This window comes from Hyphomicrobium sp. (assembly GCF_035687085.1).
GTDB lineage: Bacteria > Pseudomonadota > Alphaproteobacteria > Rhizobiales > Hyphomicrobiaceae > Hyphomicrobium_B.
Genome location: NZ_DASRYS010000001.1, coordinates 1 through 18,306, shown reverse-complemented (window position 1 = coordinate 18,306; position 18,306 = coordinate 1). Strand labels below are relative to the sequence as shown.

At 62.7% G+C, this 18,306-nt stretch carries 15 protein-coding genes; 11 read left to right on the top strand and 4 right to left on the bottom strand.

The window, feature by feature from the left end:
• Nucleotides 1-36: 36 nt before the first annotated feature.
• From ptsP to VFG26_RS00055, 5 genes are all read left to right on the top strand, one after another.
• Nucleotides 37-2,331: a phosphoenolpyruvate--protein phosphotransferase gene (gene ptsP, locus VFG26_RS00075; RefSeq protein ID WP_325020950.1), complete on the top strand. Its 2,295-nt coding sequence runs from the start codon at nucleotides 37-39 to the stop codon at nucleotides 2,329-2,331.
• A 157-nt stretch (nucleotides 2,332-2,488) separates the two neighbouring features.
• Nucleotides 2,489-3,562 carry a helix-turn-helix domain-containing protein gene (locus VFG26_RS00070; protein WP_325020948.1) on the top strand — a complete coding sequence of 358 codons (1,074 nt, stop codon included), beginning with the start codon at nucleotides 2,489-2,491 and terminating at the stop codon, nucleotides 3,560-3,562.
• Between the two features lie 124 nt (nucleotides 3,563-3,686).
• Nucleotides 3,687-4,766, top strand: a complete 1,080-nt coding sequence (prfA, locus tag VFG26_RS00065) for a peptide chain release factor 1 (RefSeq protein ID WP_325020946.1) — start codon at nucleotides 3,687-3,689, stop codon at nucleotides 4,764-4,766.
• A gap of 1 nt (nucleotide 4,767) precedes the next feature.
• Nucleotides 4,768-5,643, top strand: a complete 876-nt coding sequence (gene prmC / locus VFG26_RS00060) for a peptide chain release factor N(5)-glutamine methyltransferase (protein WP_325020944.1) — start codon at nucleotides 4,768-4,770, stop codon at nucleotides 5,641-5,643.
• Nucleotides 5,644-6,065: 422 nt separating this feature from the next.
• A complete protein-coding gene (locus tag VFG26_RS00055; RefSeq protein ID WP_325020942.1) occupies nucleotides 6,066-7,121 on the top strand; it encodes a DUF4167 domain-containing protein in 1,056 nt (351 codons plus the stop codon).
• A 419-nt stretch (nucleotides 7,122-7,540) separates the two neighbouring features.
• Here the strand turns inward: VFG26_RS00055 and VFG26_RS00050 are convergent, their stop codons facing one another.
• Entirely contained in the window at nucleotides 7,541-8,317 is a 777-nt protein-coding gene (locus VFG26_RS00050) for an MOSC domain-containing protein (protein ID WP_325020940.1), read from the bottom strand.
• Between the two features lie 194 nt (nucleotides 8,318-8,511).
• On the opposite strand from VFG26_RS00050, the gene clpB reads away from it, so the two are divergent.
• The 3 genes from clpB to VFG26_RS00035 all read left to right on the top strand — a co-directional run bounded on the left by clpB (nucleotide 8,512) and on the right by VFG26_RS00035 (nucleotide 12,867).
• Entirely contained in the window at nucleotides 8,512-11,106 is a 2,595-nt protein-coding gene (gene clpB, locus VFG26_RS00045; RefSeq protein ID WP_325020938.1) for an ATP-dependent chaperone ClpB, read from the top strand.
• A gap of 561 nt (nucleotides 11,107-11,667) precedes the next feature.
• Nucleotides 11,668-12,012, top strand: a complete 345-nt coding sequence (locus VFG26_RS00040; protein ID WP_325020937.1) for a GIY-YIG nuclease family protein — start codon at nucleotides 11,668-11,670, stop codon at nucleotides 12,010-12,012.
• A 666-nt stretch (nucleotides 12,013-12,678) separates the two neighbouring features.
• Entirely contained in the window at nucleotides 12,679-12,867 is a 189-nt protein-coding gene (locus VFG26_RS00035) for a hypothetical protein (RefSeq protein ID WP_325020936.1), read from the top strand.
• Nucleotides 12,868-13,004: 137 nt separating this feature from the next.
• On the opposite strand, the gene VFG26_RS00030 is transcribed toward VFG26_RS00035, so the two are convergent.
• Complete coding sequence (locus VFG26_RS00030) at nucleotides 13,005-13,310, bottom strand: hypothetical protein (RefSeq protein ID WP_325020935.1); 306 nt, start codon at nucleotides 13,308-13,310, stop codon at nucleotides 13,005-13,007.
• Nucleotides 13,311-13,432: 122 nt separating this feature from the next.
• Here VFG26_RS00030 and VFG26_RS00025 point away from each other — a divergent pair, with 122 nt between their 5' ends.
• The 3 genes from VFG26_RS00025 to VFG26_RS00015 all read left to right on the top strand — a co-directional run bounded on the left by VFG26_RS00025 (nucleotide 13,433) and on the right by VFG26_RS00015 (nucleotide 15,149).
• On the top strand, nucleotides 13,433-13,642 hold the full coding sequence (locus VFG26_RS00025; protein ID WP_325020934.1) for a hypothetical protein: 210 nt from the start codon (nucleotides 13,433-13,435) through the stop codon (nucleotides 13,640-13,642).
• A gap of 44 nt (nucleotides 13,643-13,686) precedes the next feature.
• Nucleotides 13,687-14,544 carry a c-type cytochrome gene (locus VFG26_RS00020; protein ID WP_325020933.1) on the top strand — a complete coding sequence of 286 codons (858 nt, stop codon included), beginning with the start codon at nucleotides 13,687-13,689 and terminating at the stop codon, nucleotides 14,542-14,544.
• A 179-nt stretch (nucleotides 14,545-14,723) separates the two neighbouring features.
• Nucleotides 14,724-15,149 carry a c-type cytochrome gene (locus VFG26_RS00015; protein WP_325020932.1) on the top strand — a complete coding sequence of 142 codons (426 nt, stop codon included), beginning with the start codon at nucleotides 14,724-14,726 and terminating at the stop codon, nucleotides 15,147-15,149.
• 99 nt (nucleotides 15,150-15,248) lie between these two features.
• On the opposite strand, the gene VFG26_RS00010 is transcribed toward VFG26_RS00015, so the two are convergent.
• Both VFG26_RS00010 and VFG26_RS00005 read right to left on the bottom strand, forming a co-directional pair.
• Nucleotides 15,249-15,494 carry a hypothetical protein gene (locus tag VFG26_RS00010; protein WP_325020931.1) on the bottom strand — a complete coding sequence of 82 codons (246 nt, stop codon included), beginning with the start codon at nucleotides 15,492-15,494 and terminating at the stop codon, nucleotides 15,249-15,251.
• Between the two features lie 196 nt (nucleotides 15,495-15,690).
• Complete coding sequence (locus VFG26_RS00005) at nucleotides 15,691-17,754, bottom strand: M23 family metallopeptidase (protein WP_325020930.1); 2,064 nt, start codon at nucleotides 17,752-17,754, stop codon at nucleotides 15,691-15,693.
• Nucleotides 17,755-18,306 lie beyond the last annotated feature (552 nt).

Here is an 18,306-nt window from a genome sequence, read left to right as displayed (position 1 = left end):
GGCAGCAAGTCTGCCGGCGGGACGGTTGGCAAGGTCATGATAGCGCGGCGCGACGATCCAAGGCCCTTACCGAGCGAAACATCGCTCCGGGTGATCATGCGCCATTTGCGCGAGATCATGGCCGACGGCGGGGAAGGCCAGGACAAGCTCGACCGCATCGTTCGGCAGATCGCGGGCGTGATGGTCGCCGAGGTCTGCTCGATCTATCTCAAACGGCAAGACGGGTCGCTCGAGCTTTTCGCGTCCGAAGGCCTCAATCCCGATGCCGTGCATACAACCCGGCTGAAGCGGGGCGAGGGCCTCGTCGGGCGGGCGTCTGAACTCGGCACCACGGTCAACGAGCCGGAAGCCTCAAGCCATCCGGCCTTCTCGTATCGTCCTGAAACGGGCGAGGAAATTTACCACTCGCTGCTCGCCGTGCCGATCGCGCGGTCGGGGCAGGTCTTGGGCGTCCTCGTCATTCAGAATCGCACGCCGCGCGAATATTCCGACGAGGACGTGGAAGTCCTGCAGGCGACGGCGATGGTCATTGCCGAAAACCTCATTTCCGGCGCGGTGGCGGGTACGGTCGCGGCGATCGAGGCTTCGCGCTCGCAGCCGATCGTGATCGAGGGCGAGCCGCTGTCTGAGGGCATCGCGCTCGGCCACGTGGTGCTGCACGAGCCGCGCATCGTCGTCACCCAATTGATGGCGGAAAATCCCGCGATCGAGCTTGAACGTCTCGATCTCGCGCTCGACAAGCTGCAGGCGAATATCGACGAGATGTTCGAGCACGAGCATCTGTCGAACGTGGGCGAGCATCGCGACGTGCTCGAGGCCTATCGCATGTTCGCGCACGACAAGGGCTGGCACCGGCGCCTGCGCGAAGCCGTCGAGGGCGGCCTAACCGCGGAAGCGGCGGTCGAGCGCGTGCAGAACGCCATGCGCACGCGCATGCTGCGCCAGCACGACACCTATTGGCGCGAGCGGCAGCGCGATCTCGACGATCTTTCCGACCGGCTCCTGCGCGTGCTCGCGGGCCGCCTCAAGAGTTCGGAAGACGGCGGCGGGCTGCCACCCGATACGATCCTCGTCGCGCGCACGATGGGCCCAGCCGAGCTTCTCGATTACGACCGCAGCCGGTTGCGCGGACTCGTCGTGGAAGATGGTTCGAGCCAGAGCCACGTGGCGGTTGTCGCGAAGGCGTTGGGCATCGCCGCGATCGGTCAGGCGACCGGCGTCGTCGACCGGGTGTCTGCGGGGGACGCCGCCATCGTCGATGCAGTGACGGGCGAGGTTCATCTGCGCCCGACGGGCGAACTCATCTCGGCCTATTCCGACAAGGTGAGGTTCCGGGCGCGGCGACAGAAGCGCTTTCAATCGTTCCGCGACCGTCCGGCGGTCACCAAGGACGGCGTTCCGATCGCCTTGATGATGAATGCCGGTCTTCTGGTGGACATGCCGCATCTGGAGGAGTCGGGCGCAGACGGCATCGGCCTCTACCGGACCGAACTGCAGTTCATGCTGTCGGAGGCGTTTCCGCGTCTCGACCGGCAGACGCAGCTCTACCGTTCGGTGCTCGAAGAGGCGCGCGGCAAGCCGGTCGTGTTCCGTACGCTCGACATCGGCGGCGACAAAGTTCTGCCTTACCTGCGCCAGCCCAAGGAAGAGAACCCGGCGATGGGCTGGCGCGCCATACGCATGGCGCTCGACCGGCCCGAGCTGTTCCGGCTGCAGATGCGCGCGCTGCTCAAGGCGGCGGCGGGCCGGGAGCTGCGCGTGATGATCCCGATGGTGTCTGCGAGCTTCGAACTCGGCGCCATTCGGGCGCTGATCGAGCGTGAGAAGGCCTTTCTGACGGAGCACGGGCATGAGCTGCCCGAGAAGGTGCTTGTCGGCGCCATGTTCGAGGTGCCGGCGCTGCTCTTCGAGCTCGACGCCTTTCTGCCGCGGGTGGATTTCGTGTCGGTCGGCTCGAACGACCTCGTGCAGTTTCTTTTTGCCGCCGACCGCACGAACGCGCGCGTGGCGAGCCGCTTCGATGTGCTGGCGCCGGCGCCCCTCAGGGCGCTCAGGACGCTGGTCCGAACGGCCGACAGTTACGGCGTGCCGGTGACGCTGTGCGGTGAAATGGCGAGCAGCCCCTTGGAAGCGATGGCGCTTATCGCGCTCGGCTTCCGGTCGCTGTCCATGGCGCCGGCGTCGATCGGCCCCGTCAAGTCGATGGTGCTCTCGCTCGATGCGGCCAAGGCCACGGCCTTCGTCGACGAAATTCTGAAGGAGGGTGCGAAAGACGTGCGCATGTCCTTGGCCCAATTCGCTGAAAGCGAGCGCGTCGCGATCGACGGTTAACGATCGCCGGTGGAATTTTGCGCGCGTCCTTTGACAAACAAGGATTTTTAGCCAACAGTATACTTAACAGTTGGGGGGGGCGGTGCGTGATGCCGGTTGTTGTATGCGTCGGGGCTTTGTAGAGACCGTACCGGTCGGGGGTAGTGGGCGTGCGCGGGTGACCGCGGCACCGTCACATTCGTCTCAACATCAGCAAATTGCTGAAAGCCGGGCGCTCATTGGCCAGTTCTTCGCCGATTTGCGGCGCGCGTTGCGCCTGACGCTGCCGCAGGCGGCTGACTATCTGCAGGTTCAACCCGAAGTCATCGAGGCGCTCGAAACGGGCCGAGTCGAAGATCTTCCGGAGTGGGAAGAGACCGCCGCGATCATCATGACTTATGCGTCGATGGCGGACGTAAACGGCCGGCCGGCGCTCAATGCCGTCAGCGGCCTCATCGCCTTCATCGCGCAGGCCGCGCCCGAGCCGAGGCAGCCCACGATCACCGAGCGCCTGCAAGAGCAGCAGTGGGAGCCCCATCACTTCCACGCCGATCAATACCACGCGCCGTACCAGCCGCCGTTCGAAGCGCAGCCGCAAGTGGCCTATCAGCCCCCGGCGCCGTACCAGCCACAGCCGTTTCCCTACGCGCAGCCGCAGGCTTTGCAGCCGCAGCCTTTGCAGCCGCAGCCTTTGCAGTCGCATCGGGCGCCTGCCATTCAGGCACCCGCGCCCGCGCCTCTCGCTTCGCACGCTGCAGCACCTTTTGCTCCGCAGGTTGGCGCGCACTCTGTCGCGCATTTCAGCGAACAGGCCCCGGTTTCTGCCGGCTCATATGCGGGATCTCGTGCCGCCTGGCAGGACCCGTCCGGGGCAAGGGCCGAGGCTCGGCCCCAGGTGCGTTCGCAGCCCGCACGGCCGGCCCGTATCCAGGCCGCCGGAAATCTTGCGCGCGCGGGGTCGGTGATCGCAGACCATGCGAAGCGGCTGCCCGAGGTGGCGCTGAACCAAGTCCGGCAACGGCCGCAACGGGCGCTTTATGCCCTGTCGCTGCCGCTCGGCCTGCTTCTGCTGATGATGCATTCCTCAATTTTCGCCACCGTCTCCGGTCCGTTCGGGGCGGGCGTGCGCTGGGTCAGCAGCTATTTCCAAGAGCACTACGGCCCTGTTCGCGACGGCCTCCGGTATGTCGAGGTCGAAGATCCCCGATCGCGCCGGGGGGATAAATTGCAGATCAGCGGCGGTTCGTATTAAATACGGGCGATCGGCTCGCGGCGTTAGCGCGCTGAGCGCTCCCGCGTTCGTGCGCGGCCTGCAATTCCTAATCCATGGCCCCAACTCCCGGCGGCCTGCCCTACCGGCGAAGATCATCGGACACATGTCAGCACTGCCGAACGATAAACTCGACCGCCTTTCCGAGCGCTACGCCGCCATTCAGGATCAGCTGAACCATGGCGTGTCGCAAGCCGACTACGTGCGGCTGACGAAGGAATATTCGGAGCTGAGCCCGGTCGTGGCGCAGATCGAGGCGCTGCGCAAAGCCGAGGCGGAAGACCGGGACCTCGAGCAAATGATTGCCGATCCCGGCGCCGACAAGGACATGGTCGATCTCGCCTATGCGGAGCGGGCGGAACTCGCCGAGCGCATCGCCGGTCTCGAGCAGCAGCTTCGGATCGCGCTCCTGCCGAAGGACGCGGCGGACGAGAAGAGCGCCATTCTGGAAGTCCGCGCCGGTACGGGTGGCGACGAAGCCGCGCTCTTTGCGGCCGATCTCTTCCGCATGTACACGCGCTACGCCGATCTGAAAGGCTGGAAGACGGAAATCATTTCCGCGTCCGAAAACGATCTCGGCGGCTACAAGGAAATCATTGCCTCGATCACGGGACAGGGCGTGTTCGCGCGGCTGAAGTTCGAATCTGGCGTACACCGCGTGCAGCGCGTTCCGGCAACGGAGGCCAGCGGGCGCATTCATACCTCCGCCGCGACGGTCGCAATCATGCCGGAAGCCGAAGAACTCGACATCGACATCAAGCCGGAAGATATCCGCATCGACACCATGCGGGCGGGCGGCGCAGGCGGCCAGCACGTCAATAAGACGGAAAGCGCCGTGCGCATGACGCACTTGCCGACCGGCATCGTCGTCGTGTCGGCGGAGAAATCACAGCACCAAAATCGCCGTTTGGCGATGGCCGTTCTCAAGGCGCGCGTTTACGAACTGGAGCGCGAGAAGGCTGCCAACGAGCGATCGGACGCGCGTAAATCGCAGGTCGGTTCGGGCGATCGCTCGCAGCGCATTCGCACCTACAATTACCCGCAAGGGCGGGTTACCGATCACCGCATCAATCTCACGCTCTACAATCTCGATGAGGTGATGACGGGGGCAGCTCTCGATACGCTGATCGATGCGCTCATCACCGACCATCAGGCGACGATGCTCGCGGAACTGAGCGCGGCGTAAGATGCCGTTGCGCTTGGCGCCGGAGCAGAGCATCGCAGACGCGTCGGCGGCGATGGCGCGCGCCTTCGCTGAGGCCGGTCTGGACAGTCCGCAGCGCGATGCGCGTTTTCTGCTGCAGGGGCTTCTCGGCCTCGATGGCGCGCAGCTCTTCTCGGCGTCATCCAGGCCACTCGGAGAGGCGGCGGAGATCGTCAGCGCAGCGGCCACTCGCCGGCTCGCGCATGAGCCGGTGTCGCGCATTCTGGGCAAGCGCGAATTCTACGGCCGCGAATTCATCGTCACGCCTGACGTTCTCGATCCGCGGCCCGATACGGAGGCGATCGTCGATCTCGCGCTGGAGGTCGTCAAATCGAGCGGGCTGGCGGGGCGTCCGATCCGCATCGCCGACATCGGCACGGGGTCGGGCATTCTCATCGCGACATTGCTCGCCGAGCTTCCGGAAGCGACCGGGGTGGCAACCGATGTCAGTTTAGCCGCACTCGATGTCGCCCGCCAAAACGCCCGCAAACTGGGCGTTGCGGACCGGATCGAATTCGTTGCGACATCTGGTCTCTCCGGTTGTGAGGGGCCGTTCGACCTCGTCGTGTCCAATCCTCCCTATATACCGGCGGAAGACATCGCGGGCCTCGAGCGGGAGGTGAAGGACTTCGATCCACGTCTTGCGCTCGATGGCGGGCCTGACGGATTGGACGTTTACCGTGAAATTGCCCGCCAAACCTTGAACTTACCGCGGCCACTCAGAGTTGTCGTGGAAGTCGGATCGACCCAGGCAGACGCCGTAGAAGGCGTATTCTCCGATGCCGGCGCGCAGCCCTTGGCTCGCCGCCGCGACCTCGGGGGCCATGTTCGCGCTGTTGCAATGGAGATACATCTCTAACCCAACCGATCATTTCTATTTGCGGAAACTTGTTTCCGGGATAGTATGCGGGTGAAGAGTTTGATCGGATGCGTCCGGAGCAGACGTGCCGCTAAAGCGGCGATAGCCCGGCCTTCCCATCTCAGATCATCAGCGCAAACGTTCTCGGACCCGTTAGTCCTTGAGTGGCGAGTGCCGGGCTTATCCTACCCGGCACGTGTGCTGACAAAGCTCCTTTAGGCGGCTCTAGTATCTTTTGCAGGGTTGATGAACGGGATTACTGCGATTTTGCCCGAGGCAGTGGGGCAAGAGCCGGGACTGCGGTCCGTGGGGCAGTGATGACTTTTGAATCGACTTATTGAATTGGGTCGGAGGATCCATGGCGCCGCACATCGATCAGCGTGCGCCGTTGGCAACGTATCAACAAGCATGAACGGGAGCCCATGAGGCAAGGTCAACAGAACCGTCGCGGTCGCGGTCGCAACAACAACAACAATAATAACCGCAAATCGCAAAATCCCCTGATGCGCAGCTTCGAGAGCTCGGGCCCGGACGTGAAGATTCGCGGCACGCCCTCGCACATCGCCGAGAAATACATAACCTTGGCTCGTGACGCGCTGTCGTCTGGCGATCCGGTGCTCGCAGAAAACTACTTGCAGCACGCGGAGCATTATAACCGCATCATCCTCAGCTATCGCGAACAGATGGCGCAGCAGGGCGGCGACCCGATGGGCAACGGCGCGGCGCGTACGCATTCGCTTGCCGGGCCGGAAGGCGCCGACAGCGATGAGTTCGGCGATGAGGAAGGTGACGAGTTCGGCGTGCAGCCGCAACTTGGTCAGGGTGGCGCGCAGTCGGATGCGCAGCCCGCTTTCCCGCAGCAGCAGCCGCAGCCGCGCAATTTCGACAATCAGAACCGCTACGACAACCGCCCGCCGCGGCATGAGCGCTTCAACAACAACCGGGGCGACCGCGACCGCGGCGACCAGCAGCGGTTCGACCGTGGTGATCGCGGCGACCGTGGTGACCGGCAGGATTTCCGCGGCGATCGTGGCGATCGCTATGAGCGGAACGGTCAGGGTGGCGGCGAAGGCCGCTTCCGCGACGACCGGCGTCCGCATGGCGACGGCAACCAGGGCGAGGGCGGTTTCCGCCGGCGCGAGCGTTATCAGCCGCCGAACGGCAGCGCGCATGGTGGCGAGCGCGAAGCCGCAAATGGCAACAACCTTCAGCAGCCGGGCGCCGGTGGGCAGCCGCCTGTCGTCGAGCGTGCGGAGCGCGTTGAGCGGACCGAGCGTCCGGAACGCGCCGAGCGGCCCGAGCGGGCTGAACGTCCCGAGCGTGCGGAACGCGCAGAACGTGCTCCTGCAGCCGCTGCTCCGGTCGATCAGCAGGAGCAACCTGCATTCCTTCGCCGTCCCGTCCGCCGCCCGCGCCGCGAAGAGCCTGCCGAGGCTCCCGTCGGGCCGCCCGCCGCTGCGAACGAAGATCAGGAATAAGAAACGCGATCATTCGCGTTACGCATTTTTGCCGGCTGCGGTCTTCCGTGGCCGGCGTTTTTTTTGTGCGGGTGCGGTTCGTTCGGAGCGGGTCACTGGCAGGACACGTGCTGCCCGTTGCCGTGGATCCCGGCCTCCGCCGGGATGACGGTGCCTGGGCATGGTGCTATGGGTCCCGGCTCTCCGCTTACGCTTCGGCCGGGATAACAAGTGGTGAGGGGTCAAGATTGTCATCCCGGGCGAGCGGCCGTGCGAGACCCGGGACCCATTCTTCGTCGGGGTGTCGGTGTTGGGAATCCGCAGCACAGGCCAACGCAATGTCATCCTCAGGCTTGTCCCGAGGATCCATCGATCCGCTTCGACGGTGCATGCTGCGCAATGGATCCTCGGCATAAAGCCGAGGATGACAGTTTGGACTTTCAGTCGATGATCTCGAGAGTGTCGCCGATGGCGACGTTGCCGCCGTCGATGACGCGGGCGTAGACGCCGAAGTCGGTGTGGCCGACCGTCTTCGACAGGAACGACGGAATCTTCAAATCGCGCGCGGCCGTCTCGGGATTGACGTTCGTCGCCGCGCAGCGCTCGGTGCGTTTGAAGATCTCGAGCACCGTACCGCTGCTGCTGCGAAGCCTCGTGCCCATCATGCCGAGTTCGCTCCAGGGCTCTAATCCGGTGATGACGAAATTCGGCCGAAAGCGGCGCGGATCGAGTTTTGCTCCGATCATGGCGCTCAAGGCTTCGATCGACTGGGAATTTACGATGTGTACGCATTTCGCGGCGACGTCGGAGAAGCTATGGCCGGGGCTCGAGACAATCCGTGGCCGGCCGCGAATGCCTGAGGTCACGACCTTGGCAATGGCGTCCTCGATCGCGGCGCGGCCTTCATCCGTCGAGAGATCACCGCGGGCAATCTCGACGCCGGCCTTGGCGAGCACGAGCGTCGATGTGTTGTCGTCGAACTCGGCGTGCAGCGTCGCCAATTCCTCGTTCTTCATCAACATGACGAAGTGGATTTTCGAAAGGTGGCGCGGGTTTTCGGGATCGAAGGGACCGGGTCCGTTTTCAATGGCGTAGGCGCGGTCGAAGGGCAGGGTCTCGGCGGGAGCCAAAGAAACGCTTTCGAGGCGTTCCGGCATCAAACCCTTAACCGGGTAGCGATAAAGAGCTTCAATCCTTGCTGGACCAACCTTTGCCATGCCGCAAATTTTCCCTGAGGTTTCATTCCAGAGCCCCTTTTCCGGGGACCGCCCGCGCCTATATCGCAAGGAACATACGGGGCGGCGGGGATGCCTACCATTGGGTCTTTGTTCGCACCGGATGCTAATTATCAAATCGCATGGCATTCTTTCCGGGCCTCATAGGGCGGGGGGAATGTGCTGGAGGACGCGACATGAATTTTGAACGGTACACGGACCGCGCCAAGGGCTTTGTGCAATCGGCCCAATCGCTGGCGCTGCGCGAGAACAATCAGCAAGTCACTCCCGCTCATCTTTTGAAGGTGCTGCTCGATGACCCCGAAGGGTTGGCGAGCGGGCTTATTTCGCGCGCAGGCGGCGACTCACGCCAGGCGTTGCGCGAGACGGAAGCCGAGCTTGCCAAGAAGCCGAAGGTGACCGGCGGTTCGGGCCAGGTCTACGTCGCGCCCGAGATGGCGCGGCTTTTCGATTCCGCCGAGAAGCTTGCCGACAAAGCGAGCGACAAGTTCGTGACGGCCGAGCGGCTGCTGCTCGCACTCGCGCTCGACACGTCGACGGATGCGGGCAAGATCCTGCGCAACGCGGGCGTCACGCCGGACAAGCTCAACGCCGCCATCAACGACATCCGCAAAGGCCGCACGGCCGACACGGCATCGGCGGAGCAGGCCTATGACGCGCTGAAGCGCTACGCACGCGACCTCACGGAGGCTGCGGCATCGGGCAAGCTCGACCCGGTCATCGGCCGTGACGAGGAGATCCGCCGCACGATCCAGGTGCTGTCGCGGCGCACGAAGAACAATCCGGTTCTCATCGGTGAGCCCGGCGTCGGCAAGACTGCGATCGCGGAAGGCCTGGCGCAGCGCATCGTCAAGGGCGACGTGCCCGAGAGCCTCAAGAACAAGAAGCTGCTTGCGCTCGATATGGGCGCGCTGATCGCTGGCGCCAAATATCGCGGCGAGTTCGAGGAGCGGTTGAAAGCCGTGCTCTCCGAAGTCGAAGCCGAGGGCGGCAACATCATCCTCTTCATTGACGAGCTGCACACCATTGTCGGCGCGGGCAAGACGGAAGGCTCGATGGATGCCGGCAACCTTTTGAAGCCTGCGCTCGCGCGCGGTGAGCTGCACTGCGTCGGCGCGACGACGCTTGAGGAATACCGCAAGCACATCGAGAAGGATGCGGCGCTGGCGCGGCGCTTCCAGCCGATCTTCGTTTCCGAGCCGACGGTCGAGGATACGATCTCGATCCTGCGCGGCTTGAAGGAGAAGTACGAGCTGCATCACGGCGTGCGCATCACAGATAGTGCGCTCGTCGCGGCGGCAACGCTCTCGCACCGCTACATCACGGACCGCTTCCTGCCGGACAAGGCGATCGACCTCGTGGACGAGGCGTCATCGCGTCTGCGCATGCAGGTCGATTCCAAGCCGGAAGAGCTGGACGCGATCGATCGCGATCTCATGCAGCTGATGATCGAGCGGGAAGCCCTGAAGAAGGAAACGGACGCCGCTTCGAAGGATCGTCTCGGGCGCATCGAAAAGCAGATCGCGGATCTGGAAGAGAAATCGAAGGCGATGATGGCGCGCTGGGAAGCCGAGAAGAGCAAGCTCGGCTCCGCGCAGAAGATCAAGGAAGAGCTCGACAACCTGCGCAACGCCCTCGAACAGGCGCAGCGCAAGGGCGATCTCGCGCGCGCGGGTGAGCTGCGTTACGGGCGCATTCCGGAACTCGAAAAGAAGCTGCAGGAGGTCGAGCAGGAGCAAGGCAAGGGCGCTCTCGTCGAAGAGGCCGTCACGCCGGATCAGATCGCGGCCGTCGTGTCGCGCTGGACGGGTGTGCCGGTCGACAAGATGCTGGAAGGCGAGCGCGACAAGCTTCTGAAGATGGAAGACGCTCTGTCGAAGCGCGTCATCGGTCAGCGCGAAGCGGTCGTTGCCGTTTCCACCGCGGTTCGCCGTGCGCGCGCCGGGCTGCAGGATCCGAACCGGCCCATCGGCTCGTTCATGTTCCTCGGCCCCACCGGCGTCGGCAAGACGGAGCTGACGAAGGCGCTCGCCGGATATCTGTTCGACGACGACACGGCGCTCATCCGCCTCGACATGTCGGAATACATGGAGAAGCATTCGGTCGCCCGCTTGATCGGTGCGCCTCCGGGCTACGTCGGCTACGAGGAAGGCGGCGCGCTGACGGAAGCGGTGCGGCGACGGCCGTATCAGATCATCCTGTTCGACGAGATCGAGAAGGCGCATCCGGATGTCTTCAACGTGCTGCTGCAGGTGCTCGACGACGGGCGCCTGACGGACGGGCAGGGCCGCACGGTCGATTTCAAGAACACGCTCATCGTGCTGACGTCGAACATCGGCGCGGAATATCTCGTCAACCTAAAGGAAGGCGAGGATACCGAGACGGTGCGCGAAGAGGTGATGGCGGAGGTTCGCTCGCGGTTCCGGCCGGAGTTCTTGAACCGTCTCGACGACATCATCCTGTTCCACCGCTTGCAGCGGAGCGAGATGGCCAAGATCGTCGATATCCAGATCGACCGTCTGCGGAAGCTCGTGGCCGACCGCAAGATCAAGATCGAACTCGACGATCAGGCGCGGCAGTGGCTCGCCAATCGCGGCTACGATCCCGCTTACGGCGCGCGGCCTCTAAAGCGCGTCATTCAGCGGAACGTGCAGGACCCGCTCGCCGAGCAGATCCTGGCGGGTGCCGTGAAGGACGGCGACACGGTGCACATCTCCGTGCGCGATGGATCGCTGACCATCAACGGCTGGCCCGCGAAGGAAGCGGCTTAATTTGACGGCGCTGCCGGCCGGCTCGACGAAGTCGTGTCGGCCGCCCGCGCGGGCCTGCTGATTCTTCCAAGATAAAAGTCTGATCCCCGGCGACTGCGCTCCGCGCAGCCGGCGGGGAAGCATTGCTGCTTCGATCTTTCTTAAATGGGCACGCTGATCGCGGGGAGCGGTGAGCGGACATAGCGCTTGCTGAAGCTTGTCGTGGGTCCCGGCCGCCGCCGGGATGACGGTTCATTGGCTGGTAAACAGCGCCATAGCGACTTTCCCGCTTTCGCAACGGTCCGCCTTGTCGGTTCCTTCTGAATCTCACCCGATGACGATAGCGCGGTCTCTGGCGTCAATCTTCGCGCGTTTCCTGTCGTCCCGGCTCGTCCCTCAAACGTCATCCCGGCGAAGGCCGGGATCCACGACAACGAGCAGTGTGCGCGGTGTTTGCTGTCCGCTCGGAATGGGCCGCATGCGCGTGATGGGTCCGAGGCCTGCGGCACGCGAAGTAGCTTGCACTGAGATCGGTGTTCAGTAACGATTGCAAGCGGACTGGCGGGAATCTCAAACTCCAAGATGGCAAGTCAAACCAAAGCGCCGTGCGTCTACATTCTTGCCAGCGCGCCGAACGGCATTCTTTACATCGGCGTCACGAGCGACGTGCACCTGCGAATGGCGCAACATGATCAGGGACTGGTTGGCGGCTTCACCAAGCAATATGGGGTGAAGCACCTCGTCTACTACGAGTTCTTCCAAACGATGCCGGAAGCGATTTCGCGCGAGAAGCAGTTGAAGGAATGGCAGCGCGCTTGGAAGGTGCGACTGATCGAAATGGGAAATCCTGAGTGGCGGAACCTGTTCGACCCTGCCACGGGAGAAATAATCCCGCTGCCGAGTGATGTGGATCGCCTGGAGCGGTGAGCTGATGTGGCGCTTGCTGAAGCTTGTCGTGGATCCCGGCCTCCGCCGGGATGACGGTGCGGAGACGAGCAGGGACAAGCGGCAGCAGCTTGTGATCGGAGCGACCGAAAAGAAGCGCAGAGAAACTCGAACCGCGCCAAGCATCGGCACGCTCCGTCACAAGCTGATGATCAGAATGGGTCTGATACATAGGATTGGTCCCGTGCGACCTCACGCAAAGAAAAAGCGGGGATGTCGCCATGGCCCACGCCAGAGCCACAACCCCGTCATCCCGGCCGAGGCCGGGATCCACGACAATGGGCACTATGCGCTATGTCTGCGGTCCGCGAAGCCGGTTGCACCCGTTCAAGAAACTATCGCGTTTGCTCCGTGAAAAGTGCAACTCCGCGCATCGTACAACACTGACAAAAGGCGGTTTTGCTGTTCGGAGTTCACCCTTCGGGTCAGCGGGCAATGAATTTTCTTGCGAGCCTCTGCGGAGCGCGTTGAACGGCGGCCCGGAAACTGGCAATCTGGACGCTAAACGACGGGGCGAGCGCATCAGTCACTGCACTGCAGAAGCAATTTCCAGAATTTCGACTCGCTTACTCCGCCGTGTGAACTCCAGGCATTCTCTGCGCGAAAAGCACGAAGCATTCCGGCCAATTTTCATTGGGGAGATGGTTCATGGCTGATTCTGCTCTGGGTATTCTGATCCGTGAGGGTGAGCGGCGTGGCGCTTTGGGGCATGTCCCCAATGCCCAAGACTTCGACGAGCATGTGCGCTTTTATAAAAGCGCGCTGCGCATCGCGAGACTGTGTCTCGCATCGATCGCAGTGCTCCTCTTGGGAATGTTTTTCTTTCTCGTCAGATAGACGTCTCAAGCTGCGGCTCGATCGATCGTGTGCGAACTCCCATCCGGGGAAGCAGGTCACGCGCGCGGGCCTTTGCAATCTTTCTGATCGTCCCCGGCGACCGCGCTTCGCGTCGCCTGCCGCCGGGGACGGACGGCTTAGTATTGCTTCTCACACCAGGAAGACGTGGCCGACTTACATCCCTTCGGGAAGGCTATGACCATCTTTTCGGCCGACTTCCATTCGTCCTCATCGATGCTGTTGTTCACGTCAGTGTCCATCGCCGTGAAGGTGGGCGCCGGATCGACCTTCAGCTTCGCGACGTTCGCATCATATTCCGGACGGCTGATCGAGCCGCTGCCATCAGCGTCTAGAATTTTGAACTTGTCGGCCCAGCCTTCGGCCAGGGCGGCCGTTCCCGAGAAAAGAAATACCGAGGCGAAAGCGACCCATTTTTTGGTCATTGCGTTTTCTCCCTAACATCCGTTGTTTTATCGTCATGACGCCGACGGTCGTTACAGTGAGCATCGGATCACTGTCCGTTTCCGGCGGCATGTAACGGGCGCCTTCCTGCGGCGTTTTATCAATGGCAGGCTTGGCAAATCGGCCCGGGATGTTCCGGCACGCGCGCAGGGAGGCCGCGCAGCTTCTTTTTTGTTTGGTGCACTGCGTGTTTCTGTTTGTGCACGGCAACACGCATTTCGTGAGAGCCGATGTTTTTGTTGCGATCGACGAAGCGCTCGCCACCGGCCGCCGTGCGGACTGCCGTTATGGCCAAGCATTTCGTGGCCGTTAACGCTTGGGAGGGTATTTAGTCTCTCAACACATGACGGGGGGCGAATGCGCAGACGGACTGTTCAAGGAATGTTACTGCTCGCCGTATTGGCGGCAGGGCTGATCGGCCTCGGGGGCGGATACATCCTGTGGGGCTGGCCGGCGAACTGGTACGCGGCGCGCGATGTCTTCAAGCTTCCCGCTACGCCTGAAAATCAGCTGATCCAATATGGCTGGCAGCTCGTAACGGAGACGCCGCGGTTGATTGGCAAGAGTGCCTCGGATCCTTCGCTGCGTTACGCCGGCAACGATCTGGCGTGCACGCAATGTCATCTGAAGGCCGGCAACAAGGCCTTCGCTGCGCCGTTCGTCTCCACGTTCGCATCGTTTCCGATGATGGTGAATGACGAGGTTCTGACGCTTACGGATCGCATCAATGGATGCATGACCCGCAGCATGAACGGGCAGCCGCTGCCGGAAAGCAGTCGCGAGATGGAGGCGCTCCTTGCCTACATGCGGTTCATAGGAGAAGGCTCGCCGGAAGGCGTGCGAGTCACCGGGATGGGATTGTTTCCGGTCGCGCCGGCGCCTGAGCCGCCGGACCGTGCGCGCGGCGAGAAAGTCTACGCGCACTCGTGCGCCAGCTGCCATGGAGCGAACGGGCAGGGCCAGCGCAATTCGGCGCCGCAGGTCGGCTTCCTGGTGCCGCCACTCTGGGGCGATGACTCTTTCAATTCGGCAGCGGGCATGAGCCGTCTCACAACAGCCGCGGCCTTCATTCGTGCGAACATGCCGTACCGGACGACGGAAGCGCACAACCCCAGTCTCGGCGTCCAGGAGGCATGGGACGTGGCGGCTTACGTGACATCGCAACCGCGACCGGCTGGACCGGCGGACAGAGCAGCCTCGCTGACCTCCAACTAGGCTGACATCAAGCCGGCTGATGCCGCGCGCAACGCGCCTGCGCACGCGTCTGATCGAAGTTTCACAAGTGCGTTCGAGGCAAGACTTGACCAATTTGTAAAGGATTAGTGCGGAACACTGAGGATTGTTTTTAAGTTTCGGCTGGCGTCAGTTCTTCTCAAACATTCTCAGCAGGTCGCATGAAAAAGATGTCTCTTCAGGCCGGCGCGGTGCTCGCCGCAACGGCTGTCGCGCTCGTGAGCCTTGCCTCGGCCGCGTCGGTCCTCGCGCAAGGCGGCTCCGACGACGATCTCGAACTCGCGTTCAACGGTCATTGCCGCGAGTGCCATTCGTTCGACAAGGGTGACAATCGATTGGGTCCGACGCTGTATGGCGTCGTGGGGCGCAAGGCTGGGACCGTTCCGGGCTTTGCCTATTCAGACTCGCTCAAAGGTTCGGGCATCACGTGGGACCCGAAAACGCTCGATCAGTGGATCGCAAATCCGAACGCGGTCATACCGGGCAACAACATGGGCGCGATTTTCAGCGGGCTTTCGGATGCTGGCGAGCGCGCGAAGATCATTGCGTTCCTGAAGGCGGACACCAAGCGGGCCAGCAATAATTGAAAAGTTTTTGATCGCGATCGGCGATAGCTCTTCGCCGATGCTTTGCGATGTACAATCGGCGACTGCGCTGCGCGCTGGCCGCCGATTGCGGAGTTTGAATTAGTTGCGCGCGCGGTCGCGGCGATACTTGCGGCGGCGGCAGTCTTTCGCGCCGATCTTGCAGGCGATCTTGGGGCCCGCGGTGTAGCCGATGACGCCGCCGGCGACGAGGCCGACTGGACCGAATACGACGGCTCCCGCCAATCCGCCCAAAGCCGCGTCGGTGACGCGCTCGTTTGCGCTGGCTGCGACCGGCGCCAGGATCAGTCCCGCGGCGAGGACCGCACATCCTGCTAACGTTTTCATTGTTCTTGTTCCCTCAGTGATTTCGTCCCCCGCGGACGCTCGTTGAACTCCGCCAGCATTCTCAGCGATTCGAGAATCGGTGGCGACTCAGCTTTGCAGCACGGAATTCACAAATGGTTTCTGGCGATTTTGCGTGCGCTTATGCTCTGCGGCGAGCGAACGCGTCCAGTTCCGCCATGCCATTCGGACAAGCGCGTTATTTGTTCTGAGTCATGACCGGCGCGCGGCGCATCAGGTCTTCGATGCGGGCACGTTCCTTCTGGAATTCCGCGAGATCCTTGCCGTCGAGCTTTCTCTCGCGCGGCACCTGGATCGACATCGGATCGACGAAGCGATTGTTGACGAGTACTTCGAAGTGGACGTGCGGACCCGAGGATAGGCCGGTGGAGCCGACGTAGCCGATGATCTGGCCCTGGCGGACTTTCATGCCGGGCGTGACTTTCGCGAAGCGGCTCATGTGGCCATACGCGGTCTGATAGCCGTTGGCGTGGCGGACGCGGATGTAGTTGCCGTAATAGCCCTTGTGTCCGACTTCCTCGATCGTGCCGTTGCCGGCGGCGATGATCGGCGTTCCCGGAGCGCAGGCCCAGTCGACGCCGGTGTGCATTTTGCGCGAGTTGAGCAAGGGGTGGAAACGGACGCCAAAGCCTGAGGTGAGGCGCACGTCGTCGCCGCGCACCGGCTTGCGGACGAGAAACTTTTTCGAATTGTTGCCGCTCTCGTCGTAGTAGTCGACGACGCCGTCGGACGAGCGGAAGCGATAGAATTTGTAGACGCTGTCGCCGCTCGACATCGCCGTATAGAGCAGTTCGCCCGGCGGGCCATCGACCGATTGATCGTCCTTCATGTCGAAGAACATTTCGAGCGTATCGCCCGGCCGCACGCGGCGGCGGAAGTCGGTGTCGAAGGCATTGATGCTCAGCACCTTCGAAATCGTCTCAGCAGGCAGATCCTGCGTCAGGCCCGCGAGATAGATGCTGGCGTAGAGGCTGGCATTCTGCGGATCGTCGCCGTCGTTGTTGACGATGTGCTGCAGCTCGGTGTCGAACGGCGGCTGCGATGAGCCGACGAATTCGCCGGCGGCGCTGCGGCTGACGGTGACGAGATGATCGTGCCCGTCGGAGAAGATCGAGTAGCGCGCGGGCTCGAGCTTGCTCGGATCGGACAAAGACGGAATGAGCGTGATGCGGACTTCCTGGCCGGGAACGAGCGCATTTTCCGAGAAGATGTTGTGGCCGGCGTCGATCATGCCGTTGACGTCCCAGTCGGGGGCGCCGGCGCGCGAGAGAATTTTTGCGAGCGTGTCTTGCGGCCCGACTTTGACGACGAGGACCTGGCCGCCTTCGAGATCGTCCGAGGGCTCGTCCTGGGCCTCCGTCGACTTGAAGATGTCGGTTGTGTTGAGATTGTCCGCCGTTGCGGCTTTCGGCTGCCAGGAGTCGGTGCCCTGGGCTGGCATGGCGGGTCCGGCGCCGGCGACACCGTCGAGAGGCAGGCCAGATCCCTCGACGAGGTTTTCGGTGCCGCTGGTGCCCCGTTCGATGATGTCCTGGACTTCTTGTGTATCGAGTTCCTGGCCGTCCTCTTCCGGTAGGATACCGCCCAGAAGCTCGACGACCTTCGTCGTCACGTCCGAACGGGACAGGCCGCTGCCGGCGTTCTCGTCGGGATCCTGGCCGAGTTCGGAAGGCAGGCCGCTGCCGTAGAGCTTGAACGGATTGAAGGCCGGAATTTCAGTTTTTTTGTCTGCCGGTACAGGCGCCAGGCGCGCGACGATGCGGGCATAGGGCTTCTGGCGAACGTATTCGCGGCTGTCGCGCCGGCTCTTGGAGGACTCGTGGATGATGTAGCGGGTCGAGAGCGCGCCGGTCGTGAGCTGCAGGCGATCGGACTTGGGCATGACCCATTTCAGGCCGTCGGCATTTTTAGGCGTGAGTGCGACCTGCGGGACGAGTGCGCCTTCGCCCAAGCTCTTTAGTGCCGGGAGAAGGCCGTCGCCGGTGCGATCCCCGTCGTCGGAAGAGCCGTAGACGACGATGAGAATGGCGACAGCGCCGATGGCGGCGGCGAGGCAAGTGCTCAAGATCCAGCGAAAGCGTCCGCCGGCCGGCGCTTCGATATGGTTGTCGGTCTCGTAGATGTGCTGAAAGAAACTGCCGCCGCGCCCGGCGTAGGCGTTGGTGGGAAGAAGGCGCGCATCGTCGTCGGCGGCAAAAGCCCCCTCGGTCGCGGCCGAAATCTTCTTCCTCGTCTGAAGCACTCCCGGCAGGTCCCCCACAGCCCCGCGAGGTCTCTCTTACAAGCTATTTGGCGGATTAGCGCGCTTTCGCGGGTGCGAGACCCTGGAAGGCAGGCAAAAACGCCGTTGAACGCATGTCGAGACGACCAGCCGCCGGACCGTGAAATGGGCAAAAGCCCTTATGGCGCGGCGGCGTACACCTGAACACGTTTGTGAGACAATCGGGGCGTGGTCAAGGCAAGGCCTGGAAATCAGGCCCTGGGGTCCCCATCTTCTGCAGGGATCGGAATGACGGGTTTGCGCGTTTGAGGTCTGGCAGCTTGAGCATAGATTGGGAGGCGGCCTCGGGTTAGACTCTTCGTTTCTGCTAAGCCGCTGAATTCTCGCAGTTTTTTGCATCCAGCGAAATTCTTCGAAGAAATTTCAAACACGGTGTTGACACCGGCGGCCGGATATTGTTTAAACAGCCTCGTTGGCGGGCCACACGGCCTCGCCGCCCTCGCAGGGCATTCAACTCTCGAAACTCTCGCGGTTGTTAACCGGGTCACCGGTGAAAACCTCGTCGTCTTCGAA

Coding starts and splice junctions, on each gene's coding strand:
- clpB (WP_325020938.1), top strand. CDS start 8,512: ATGAATTTTGAACGGTACACGGACCGCGCCAAGGGCTTTGTGCAATCG.
- VFG26_RS00035 (WP_325020936.1), top strand. CDS start 12,679: ATGGCTGATTCTGCTCTGGGTATTCTGATCCGTGAGGGTGAGCGGCGT.
- ptsP (WP_325020950.1), top strand. CDS start 37: ATGATAGCGCGGCGCGACGATCCAAGGCCCTTACCGAGCGAAACATCG.
- VFG26_RS00040 (WP_325020937.1), top strand. CDS start 11,668: ATGGCAAGTCAAACCAAAGCGCCGTGCGTCTACATTCTTGCCAGCGCG.
- VFG26_RS00050 (WP_325020940.1), bottom strand. CDS start 8,317: ATGGCAAAGGTTGGTCCAGCAAGGATTGAAGCTCTTTATCGCTACCCG.
- VFG26_RS00020 (WP_325020933.1), top strand. CDS start 13,687: ATGCGCAGACGGACTGTTCAAGGAATGTTACTGCTCGCCGTATTGGCG.
- VFG26_RS00015 (WP_325020932.1), top strand. CDS start 14,724: ATGAAAAAGATGTCTCTTCAGGCCGGCGCGGTGCTCGCCGCAACGGCT.
- VFG26_RS00055 (WP_325020942.1), top strand. CDS start 6,066: ATGAGGCAAGGTCAACAGAACCGTCGCGGTCGCGGTCGCAACAACAAC.
- prmC (WP_325020944.1), top strand. CDS start 4,768: ATGCCGTTGCGCTTGGCGCCGGAGCAGAGCATCGCAGACGCGTCGGCG.
- VFG26_RS00030 (WP_325020935.1), bottom strand. CDS start 13,310: ATGACCAAAAAATGGGTCGCTTTCGCCTCGGTATTTCTTTTCTCGGGA.
- VFG26_RS00025 (WP_325020934.1), top strand. CDS start 13,433: ATGGCAGGCTTGGCAAATCGGCCCGGGATGTTCCGGCACGCGCGCAGG.
- prfA (WP_325020946.1), top strand. CDS start 3,687: ATGTCAGCACTGCCGAACGATAAACTCGACCGCCTTTCCGAGCGCTAC.
- VFG26_RS00010 (WP_325020931.1), bottom strand. CDS start 15,494: ATGAAAACGTTAGCAGGATGTGCGGTCCTCGCCGCGGGACTGATCCTG.